The organism is Faecalibacterium sp. AM43-5AT (assembly GCF_003603345.1).
In the GTDB taxonomy this organism is placed as follows: Bacteria; Bacillota; Clostridia; order Oscillospirales; family Ruminococcaceae; genus Faecalibacterium; species Faecalibacterium taiwanense.
Map to the genome: position 1 here is coordinate 173163 of NZ_QVGZ01000005.1, position 9605 is coordinate 182767.

The following is a 9605-nucleotide window of genomic DNA, read 5'->3' on the forward strand; positions in this document are numbered from 1 at the left end:
AACAGCCCTCCTCATTCTTCGCAGGCGCGCTTGAAAGCGACCTGCTTTTCCTGATATTTATACGGTACAAAGAACTCGTGGTGTCCCTGGGCTTCGCTCTTGGTGGGCTGACCGGCGGCAGTTTTTACCACCAGCTCGGTCAGGCGGCGAGCCAGCTCGTTCTGGGTGCACTCGCCCTTCAGCACGGGGTTGGCGTTGAAGTCCATGTCCCCTTCCATCCGGGCATAGGTCGCACCGTTGCCGGTGATCTTGATGCATGGTGCCACGGCGCTGCCCACCACATTGCCGCGTCCGGTGACGAGGAACACGATGTGGGCACCGCAGCTGGCAAGGTCCATCAGACCTTCGTTGTCATTGGGGTTGGTGATGCCGAACTGCATCCAGTAGGGGTCCGGGGTGGAATCCAGCAGCCACAGGCCCGGGTGGGGTGCCGGGCAGGACACCTTGATGACGCCCTGAATGGGCCGGGAGCCGCTCTTGATGACGGCACCCATGCTCTTTTCTTCAATGGTGGACAGGCCGCCCGCAAAGTTGCCGGGGCTGACCGAATACTGTCGCACACTGCGGCAATAGTCCAGCGCCTTATCATAGGTATAGCGCAGCTCCTTTGCCGCCTGCTCCGAGGCGGCGCGTTTGAGCAGCAGGTGATCCAGACCGATGGCTTCCACGATCTCTTCAAAGATCGCGGTGCCGCCCTGATCCACCAGCCAGTCATAGAAGCGGCCGACCACGACGTTGCCGGCAAGACCGCTGGTGTAGTCGCTGCCGCCGCACTCTGCGCCGATGACCAGATCCTTCACCGACATGTCCACGCGGGGGGTGTTCTCCAGCTCTTTGAGTGCGCTCTGCACCCACTCCACGCCCTTGCGGACGGTAGGTTGGGTGCCGCCCTCGTTCTGGATGAACATCCAGCTGGTGGGCTTGCCTTCTTCGTCCGCGATCTTGGACAGCCATTCCGGCTGGACATATTCACAGCCAAGGCCCACCGCCAGCACCGCGCCCACGTTGGGGTGGCGGATAAAGCTGATGAGCAGGTTGACGGCATACTGATTATCGGTGCAGCCGTCGAACCCCAGCAGCTCCACCTCGGCGCTGCCGCTTTTTGCCACGATCTGCTGGGCCACAAACTCGGCGCACTTGACCGTATAGATCACCAGCACCCGGTTCCGGATGCCTTTTGCGCCGTTTTTGCGGGCGTAGCCGGGCCAGGTGAGGCTTTGCAGTTCATTCCAATCCATAAAAAAGCCTCTCCTTTACTCGTATTTTGTATCCTTGGGCGCACCGGTCCGGACATCCAGATGGCTGGAACGCTGGTCGTACACGCTGCGCATCACGTGCAGATGTACCCAGCTGCCCGCCGGGATATCCGTCGTTGCGCGACCGATGACGACGCCGTACTTCACGATGTCCTCGCCGCTGCGGATATCCCGCAGGGCAATTTTGTGGCCCACCGGCACTTCGGTGGTGGCCTGCACCTCCGGAGCACAGGCATCGCCGCGCAGCTCCACAGAACCGGGCACCAGCGGTGTCAGGGCGGTTGCCACATTGTCCGCAAGGTCGATCTGAAAGGCGTTCTGCTTTTCGTCCATGTTACAGCACTCCGAACTTGGCAAAGGCATCGGTGACCATCATGCCGTCCTCAATGGCCTTGCGCATGGTCTTTTCGGTACTGGCCTTGACCAGCGCCTTCTCGATCACTTCGGGGGCGACGTTCTTCGGGATGATGAGCACACCGTCGATGTCGCCAAACACGATATCGCCGTTGTGGATGGTGACCTGTCCGATCTCGATGGGGCAGCGCCACTTGAACACATAGGTACGGACGGAAGAATCCTGTGCCCAGGTGCCGGAGCAGAACACCGGGAAGTTCTGCTCAATGACCTTGGGGGTATCGCGGGTATAGCCGTCCAGCACAGCGCCCACAGCGCCGCGGGCCTTGCCGCAGGCGGTGAGCAGCTCGCCCCACAGGGCGCTGTTGTGCGCACCGGTGGCAATGTAGATCTCGTTGGGTTTCAGATCGTCCAGCGCCTCGGTCATATAGCCAAACGGCTTATCCTCGGGGTACTCAAAGACATCGTTCTCCAGCACGGTGCAGGCATAGCCGGCCACCTTCAGGCGCTTGTCCTCGGTCTCCCCGGGCAGGATGTAGGGTGCCGTGGGCACCTGTGCTGCCAGCGGACGGATGGAAGCAGGCAGGAACTGGTGCTTATAACCCATCTGGTCCAGAATATCGCCCACCACAGGGGTATACAGCTTTTCTTTCATCAGGGCGAACATTTCGTCGTCGTTTTTCCACATAGCCATGGGAAGTCACTCCTTTATTGTTCTCAGGGTATCCAGCCATTCCAGGCACTGCCCAAACCAGCCGGCAATGTGCGGGTCTGCAAGGCGGTGTTTTGCCGGTTCGTCCACTTCAGGCGTTGCCAGGCTCAGGCCATGCACTCCGCGGGGGTAAAGATGCATTTCGTAGCGCACACCGGCCGCGCTCAGCGCACCTGCCAGAAGCAGGCTGTTCTGCACCGGCACTTCCGAGTCGGTGACGGTATGCCAGAAGAAGGCAGGCGGCGTATCTGCCGTGATCTGCGTTTCCAGCGAATACCAGCCCGGATCGTCCGAACCGGCCAGATTTTGGATACTGCCGCGGTGGGCGTACTTTCCGGCGGTGATCACCGGGTAGCCCAGGATCATGCCGTCGGGGCGGGGCAGCCCCAGCTCCTTCCAGTGCACGCCGAGGCTTGCGGCCAGATGGCCGCCGGCCGAAAAGCCGCACACCAGCACCGGCAGTGCCGGGCAGCGCTGCTTTGCAGCCTGCACCGCTTCGCCCAGCTGCCGCACCGGCAGGGTGCCCAGCGGGGGCTGCGCAGGCGTTTCGCGGACGGTGTAGTACACCACCGCCGCCGCCCAGCCGCCTGCGGTAAAGGCGTTGGCCACCGGCTCGGCCTCACGCGGCGAGAGCCACTGGTAACCGCCGCCCGGGCAGATGAGCACGATGCCTTTGGGGTCTTCAGGGGCATCTGCAAACCAGAGCCGTGCCCCCAGCGGCAGTTTTACTGTTTCCATCGGCAATCAGTACAGCAGATTGGGCAGCCACATAAAGGTCTGCGGGAAGTAGGTCAGGATGATCAGCGCGATGAACATGGTGATATAGAAGGGCACCATCTTCTTGGACAGAGTCTCGATCTTGATGCCGGAAATGGCGGAACCGATGAACAGGGTGGAGCCGACCGGCGGGGTCAGCAGGCCGATGCCGAGGTTCAGCACCATGACGATGCCCAGATGGATGGGGGACAGACCCAGCTGCATCCAGATAGGCAGGATGACGGGGGTCAGCATCAGGATCAGGCAGGCCATCTCGATCAGGCAGCCCAGGAACAGCATCAGGATGTTGAGCAGGATCAGGATGATGATCTTGTTGCTGGTGATGGAGAACAGACCGGTAGCAATCATGGTGGGGATGCGCAGGTAGGTCAGCAGGTAGGTGAATGCACCGGACACGCCCAGCAGGATCAGCACCTTACCCAGAGTCTCCACTACGTTTGCAAAGATGTGGGGGATATCCTTGAAGGAGAAGCCCTTGTAGATGAACAGGCCGACGCACAGCGACCACACAACGGCAGCAGCGGCGGACTCGGTGGTGGTAAAGACACCGGCGATAACGCCGACGACCACGAACATAACAGCCAGCATGCCCCAGATGGCCTTGAAGAACGCCTTGATGCAGTTCTTCAGGTTGAACTTTCCGGTGACCGGGATGTTCATCTTCTTGGAGTAGTAGTAGGAGTAGATCATCAGCACGATGCTCAGCACAGCGCCGGGCATGTAGCCGGCCACGAACAGCTGGCCGATGGAAACGGTGGTGACGCCGGCAGCAGCCAGAGTGAAGATGACCATGTTCTGAGAGGGGGGAACCAGAATGCCTTCCACGGAGGACGCCATGGTCAGGCAGGTGGAGAACTCGCGGTCATAGCCCTGCTCTTCCATCATCTTGATCTCGATGGGGCCCAGAGAGGCACAGTCGGCAGAAGAAGAGCCGGAGATGCCGCCGAAGAAGAAGGAGGCCACCACGTTGACCATGGCAGCACCGCCGCGCATCCAGCCGACAAGTTCCTTTGAGAAAGCGATCAGGGTATCGGTGATGCCGCCGGCGCTCATCAGCTCACCCATCAGGATGAAGAAGGGCACGGCCAGCAGGGTATAAGAGTTCAGGTTACTGACAAATTTCAGAGCCATCTGCATGGGGTTGATGTTCAGATAGAAGAAGTCCAGCAGAGAGGCTACACCGATGGCGTAGACCACCGGCACACGGAGAAACACCAGCACCAGGAATACGCCCAGCAGCAGGATGGTTGCGATCGTTGCAGTCGACATTTACTTGCTCTCCTTTCGACCCAGTACCCAGTGGCCCAGCACGGCAAAGATGTTCAGCACGCCGGTCACGGGCAGTGCGCTGTACATGAAGGAATACGGCACATTGATGCCGGCCATGTTGTTGTTTGCGCCCTGCTGTGCCAGCTTGATGCCGTACACGATCAGGAAGATGGAAAAGCCCACCACGCAGACAGTAGACAGGATGTCGGTGAGGAACACACCGGTCTTGCCCAGCTTTTCGTCAAACATGGTCACGGCCAGATGCTCGTTCTTGCGCACCACCAGCACGCTGCCCAGCAGGCTCAGCCACACCAGGCACAGCAGGGAGAACGGCTCGCCCCACATGGGAGAGTTGTGCATCACATAGCGTCCGAAGAAGATGTAAAAGACCACAGCCACCAGTGCACCCAGGATCGCTGCGCAGATATGACGCAGAATCTGGAACAGTGCGGTGTCGACCTTTTCCCACACGGCTCTGAATTTGTCCATAATCGGCTCCTTAATTTTTGCTTTTTCCAAAATTCCCCGCTGCCGCTGTCGGCAGCGGGGAATGCTCGTACCGGATCGATCTGAGCAGACTTTTAGTAGTTGCCGCCCTGGATCTTTGCGATGATATCCTGTGCCTCGGTGCTTTCCTTCTCGTACAGGGGTGCGCAGGCTTCCTGCCACTTCTCGATGTCGGGAACTTCCAGCAGGGTGATGCCCTTTTCGCCGAAGGAATCGTAGCATGCCTGCTCCTGCTTCTCATTGTATTCGTAGCAGGATGCGCGGGCTGCCAGAGCAGCTTCCTTGATCCAACCCTTCTCGGTGTCGTTGAAGCTGTTCCACTTGTCGGCGTTCATCAGGATGACACCGCAGCCGAAGGTGTGCGCATCGGCGATAAAGTAGGGCGCGACCTCGTTGAAGCTGTTGCTCATGTAAGAAGTGACACCGTTCTCGGCGGCATCGACGACGCCGGACTGCAGGGAGGTATACAGCTCCGAGTAAGCGATTGCGGTGGCGGAAGCTCCCAGAGCATCCATGGTGCTGATCATCAGGTCAGTCTCGGGAACGCGAACCTTCAGGCCTTTCATCTTGTCCAGCGTGAAGGCATCGGGTTTGCCAAGACGATCGTAGACCTTCGGGGTGATGAACAGGCTGCGGGGGCCTTCGACCAGCCAGCCCAGAGCCACGTAGCCGCAGTTTGCATCCTCGACGCTCTGCAGCAGCTCGTCGCCCAGGCTGCTCTCGGCAACATCCTCAAACTGTGCCATGTCCTTGAAGACGTAAGGCAGGCCGGTGGTGCCGATCAGTTCCGCACCGTAATTGGGCAGGGAGGAAGCGTTGCCGCGGAAAATATCCAGAGTGCCCATCTGGATGCCCTGCATGGACTCTGCCTCGGAACCCAGAGTGCCGTTGATATACAGGTCGATCTTGATGTGGCCGCCGGACAGTTCTTCAATCTTCTCGGCAAAGGTGTGTGCGCCCACGGTTGCGCCGTAGTCCTCACCGTTGACCTCGTTCCAGGTCAGGGTGAAGTCGTTGCCGGAGCCGCCCTCACCTGCGCCCGCTGCAGAAGAAGCAGCGGTGGAAGAGGCTGCGGTAGAAGCGGAAGAACCGCCGCATGCGGTCAGGCCCAGAGCAGTCGCAGAAACACCAACGACCTTCAGGAAGTCACGACGAGAAATTGCCTTTTTCATAAGAAATCTCCTTTTTTCTCTCTTTTGAAATCGTGTGTGGAACCGGGGTGGGTGCAGCGTCCTCGTGCCTCGCCGCGCCCTGCTACAAAAAACGTTTTTGTAGTTTTCATTGTCAATATCTTAACACGTTCCCACCGCAAGGTCAATATTTTTTAGATTTTTTCGTCTGTTTCGCCTTTATTTTTGACACATAGCACAATTTTTATCAAAACCGTTTTTGCGAAGTGCCGATTTTCTTTCCGAAAATCCGAAGCATCTTTACTTTTTTTGATGTTTGAATTATAATTATACAAAACGTTTCGCATTTTTTATCAACGTTATAACGTTAAAGATTCTTTGCCACAAAGCAAAGATTCGGCCAAGAATTTCTCTTCCCTCACACCGTACCAAAAAGAAAGAGGTGCTTTTGATGATTATTACCAAATTCGAGACATGGTGGGTCGAGCGCGGCCGCTGCCTGTTTGACGAAAAGCGTCAGGGCGGCGCTAAGATGGGCTGGGATGTGATCGCCATCAAGCTGACCACCGATACCGGCATTGAAGGCGTTGCCACCTGTATGGCTGCCCGCAGCGGCGCTGTGAGCGAAGCCTACCTGCAGGAGAGCATCGGTCCCGTGGTGCTGGGCCGTGATCCCCATGACCGCGAGGCCATCTTCCAGGAGCTGTGGACCATCGACCGCCACGAAGCGTTTTTCCCGGTGTTCCTGCCCGGCCCGGTGGATGTGGCCCTGTGGGATATCTGCGCCAAGGAAGCCGGCCTGCCTCTTTATAAGTATATCGGTGCCTGCCGCGACAGCCTGCCGGTCTACGCCAGCGGCAACTTCCACGGCACAGTCAAGGAATACGTGGACGAAGCCCTGTACTACCAGAGCAAAGGCATCCCCGGCTACAAGGCACATCCGGGCGGACCGGTCAGCTTTGACATGGAAGTGCATCAGGCTATCCGCGATGCTGTCGGCCCCGATTACCTGCTGATGAGCGACCCGGTGGGCGACTATACCCTGAACGAGGCCGTTACCGTTGGCCGCCAGCTGGAAAAGCTGAACTATAAGTGGTTCGAAGAGCCTTTTCGCGACTTTGAACTGTACAAATACACCGAGCTGTGCCGCACGCTGGATATTCCCATTGCTGCCACCGAGACCACCCGCGGTTGCCACTGGGGCGTGGCGCAGGTCATCGCCCAGCACGCCGCCGACATCGTCCGCGCGGATGTCAGCTGGAAGGACGGCATCACCGGCACACTGAAGATCGCCCATCTGGCCGAAGCCTTCGGCCTGAACTGCGAAATCCACACCACCACCATGAACTACATGGATCTGGTCAACCTGCATGTCAGCTGCGCCATCAAGAACTGCGAATACTTTGAGTACTTTGTGCCCGAAGAGAACTATACCTTGCCCATGAAGGGCAAGCTGCCCATCGATGAGCACGGCATCATCCATGTGCCGCAGGGCCCCGGCGTCGGCGCCGAGCTAGACTGGGATCTCATCGAGAAGAGCTGCCGCAGCTACCGTAAGCTCGAGTATAAGGGCTGATCTGCAAATCGCTATTTTCTTACCTGCTCATTTTTCTCTCCCATTTACCCCATTATCTCCATGGAAAAAGGACTGTTGCACAAGGATATAAGCCAGTGCAGCAGCCCTTTTTCCTGCTTTATCCGTTTCATTTCGTACTGTCAACGTTAAAGCAAAAGACCAGAGTTGTAAAGCCTTTTTGCTAAATAACTCTGGTCTTTTTGTTGGAGCTTGTGCAGCAGCCCCTTTTCGTTTGCATTCTGTTTTAAATCAGAAGCCCCCGGAAGTTGCCGCTGTCATACATTACGGCATTGCTGCGGAATACCACCTCGGAGCCAACATAGATGGTATTCTGCTCCGGCGCTTTGCCCTGCACCAGATACTCCACCAGTGTCTTGATGCCCAGGTATCCCTGTGCATAGGGGTTTTTCTGCACCAGATTGTTGAGTACTTTGTCCTGCAAGGCCGTCATGTTTTCCGCAAACACATCGCTGCCCACTGCAAAGATCCGGCCAGCCTTGCCGCACTGCTGCAGCGCCTGCGCCAGCATCACGCTGCTCTGCGAAAGCACGCTGCAGCAGGCTGCAACGTCCGGCTTTTCCAGCAGATGCAGGATGGATGCCTGCGCCTCCGGGCTGATATAGCAGGAGTGATCCAGATAGATGCGGTTCTGCGCACCGTTCTCCTGCATGTAATCCTCAAAGCCCTGCACGATGCGGGCGTGCTGCTCCCATTTCGGGCTGCCCGCGCAGAGCACCACGCTGCCGAACACAGGAATATGGCTGAAGATCAGCTCGGCCATTGTCCGCCCGATGACCTCGTAGTTCGGCTGTACGCTGCACAGCGGTGCCGACTGCGGGTTGCTGAAACCCACCTGCACCACCGCCACACCGCTGTCGCGGACATGCTGCCACTCCTGCCGGCTCAGTGCTTCCAGATGGCCCACCGTCAGCAGGCCGTCCAGTTTGTCTTCTGCCAGCAGGGCGCGCACCTGCTCCACCGCGCCGGAGGAAGCCGGGTCAACTTCATTCGGAAAGCGGAATTCCCGGCACTCCACGTTCAGGTCTTCCGAGCTTTTCAGATAGTCCCGCACGCCCTGCCACAGAGGCGGGTAATAGAAGCGGTTGTGGCCGCTCTCATCTGGCAGCAGCACAGCGATGTGCTGGGTGCGGCGCTTTAGGCCGGAAGCCATCTTGTTGGGCCGGTAGCCCAGATTGTCGGCGATCATGCGGATGTGTTCCCGCGTGGCATCGCTGACGCCCGGTTTGTCGTTCAGGGCCTGATGCACTGTACTGATAGAAACGCCTGCTGCCTGCGCAACGTCACGGATCGTGATTTTCTTGTTCATGCGGAATTCCTTTGTTCCCTGCTCACAATTATGAATCGGTTGTACTCATTATATCGCACTTTTTCCAACAATCAAGCAAAAGCGTTCAACAGCTACAGTAATATCCGCTATTATTGTGACTTACAAAAGGAACAAACCAATCAAACTTTTCTTCATGGTACTTTATTCATAATCAAATGGTGTTTGTGCCTTTATCCAAGTTTCGAGGGTATAAGCTCTACCATCATTGCTTTATCACGATAAATTTTGCAAAACTCTCTTGACGCACCCACACTTCCATGCTACCCTTTATTCCAAATCCTGCCGAAAAGTGGTGGTTCTCACCGTGATAACCACCGCTTTCAGCGGATGACTGCCCAGAAAGAACGTACCGCCCCGCAACACACCCGATCATTTTGCCGCCGTTTCACCCCGACAAAATTCTTTGCCTGTACTGCGTGGCGGTATTTTTCTTTTCTGGAAAGTTGCACCTTGACAACCGCATGAGCCGTCCGAACGTGATACCGGCTTTTTGTCAACGCCGCTGCATAAACAGGGGCAGGAACTTCGTTCGGAGCAAACGGTGACCCCTTGCATGAGCAGCATCACCTCTACTTATTTTTGCGTCTTAACAATTCGGAAACATTTGTTGAAAATGCATTTTAAGCGCAGCGGTAGAGGGCAAGAACCGTCCCGTGGCCACAAATTTTCAATTCTT

General features: G+C 57.2%; 9 protein-coding genes. 1 reads left to right on the forward strand and 8 read right to left on the reverse strand.

Annotated elements, in window-relative coordinates:
• Nucleotides 1–11 precede the first annotated feature (11 nt).
• From DW937_RS08580 to dctP, 7 genes are all read right to left on the reverse strand, one after another.
• Nucleotides 12–1238, reverse strand: coding sequence for a UxaA family hydrolase (locus DW937_RS08580; RefSeq protein WP_120120657.1), 1227 nt, complete (start codon nucleotides 1236–1238; stop codon nucleotides 12–14).
• Between the two features lie 15 nt (nucleotides 1239–1253).
• Nucleotides 1254–1589, reverse strand: coding sequence for a UxaA family hydrolase (locus tag DW937_RS08585; RefSeq protein WP_120120658.1), 336 nt, complete (start codon nucleotides 1587–1589; stop codon nucleotides 1254–1256).
• Nucleotide 1590: 1 nt separating this feature from the next.
• The gene (locus DW937_RS08590; RefSeq protein ID WP_120120659.1) at nucleotides 1591–2304 is read right to left on the reverse strand and encodes an RraA family protein; all 714 of its coding nucleotides are present in this window, start codon (nucleotides 2302–2304) and stop codon (nucleotides 1591–1593) included.
• Nucleotides 2305–2310: 6 nt separating this feature from the next.
• Nucleotides 2311–3060 (reverse strand): alpha/beta hydrolase, encoded by a 750-nt coding sequence (locus DW937_RS08595; protein ID WP_120120667.1) that lies wholly within the window; start codon nucleotides 3058–3060, stop codon nucleotides 2311–2313.
• A 6-nt stretch (nucleotides 3061–3066) separates the two neighbouring features.
• Complete coding sequence (locus DW937_RS08600; RefSeq protein WP_120120660.1) at nucleotides 3067–4368, reverse strand: TRAP transporter large permease; 1302 nt, start codon at nucleotides 4366–4368, stop codon at nucleotides 3067–3069.
• Complete coding sequence (locus tag DW937_RS08605) at nucleotides 4369–4857, reverse strand: TRAP transporter small permease (protein ID WP_097776315.1); 489 nt, start codon at nucleotides 4855–4857, stop codon at nucleotides 4369–4371.
• A 92-nt stretch (nucleotides 4858–4949) separates the two neighbouring features.
• On the reverse strand, nucleotides 4950–6047 hold the full coding sequence (gene dctP / locus DW937_RS08610) for a TRAP transporter substrate-binding protein DctP (protein WP_120120661.1): 1098 nt from the start codon (nucleotides 6045–6047) through the stop codon (nucleotides 4950–4952).
• Between the two features lie 409 nt (nucleotides 6048–6456).
• Between dctP and DW937_RS08615 the strand changes: the two genes are divergently transcribed.
• On the forward strand, nucleotides 6457–7581 hold the full coding sequence (locus DW937_RS08615; RefSeq protein WP_097776313.1) for an enolase C-terminal domain-like protein: 1125 nt from the start codon (nucleotides 6457–6459) through the stop codon (nucleotides 7579–7581).
• Nucleotides 7582–7825: 244 nt separating this feature from the next.
• On the opposite strand, the gene DW937_RS08620 is transcribed toward DW937_RS08615, so the two are convergent.
• Nucleotides 7826–8908 carry a LacI family DNA-binding transcriptional regulator gene (locus DW937_RS08620; RefSeq protein WP_097776312.1) on the reverse strand — a complete coding sequence of 361 codons (1083 nt, stop codon included), beginning with the start codon at nucleotides 8906–8908 and terminating at the stop codon, nucleotides 7826–7828.
• Nucleotides 8909–9605: the final 697 nt, after the last annotated feature.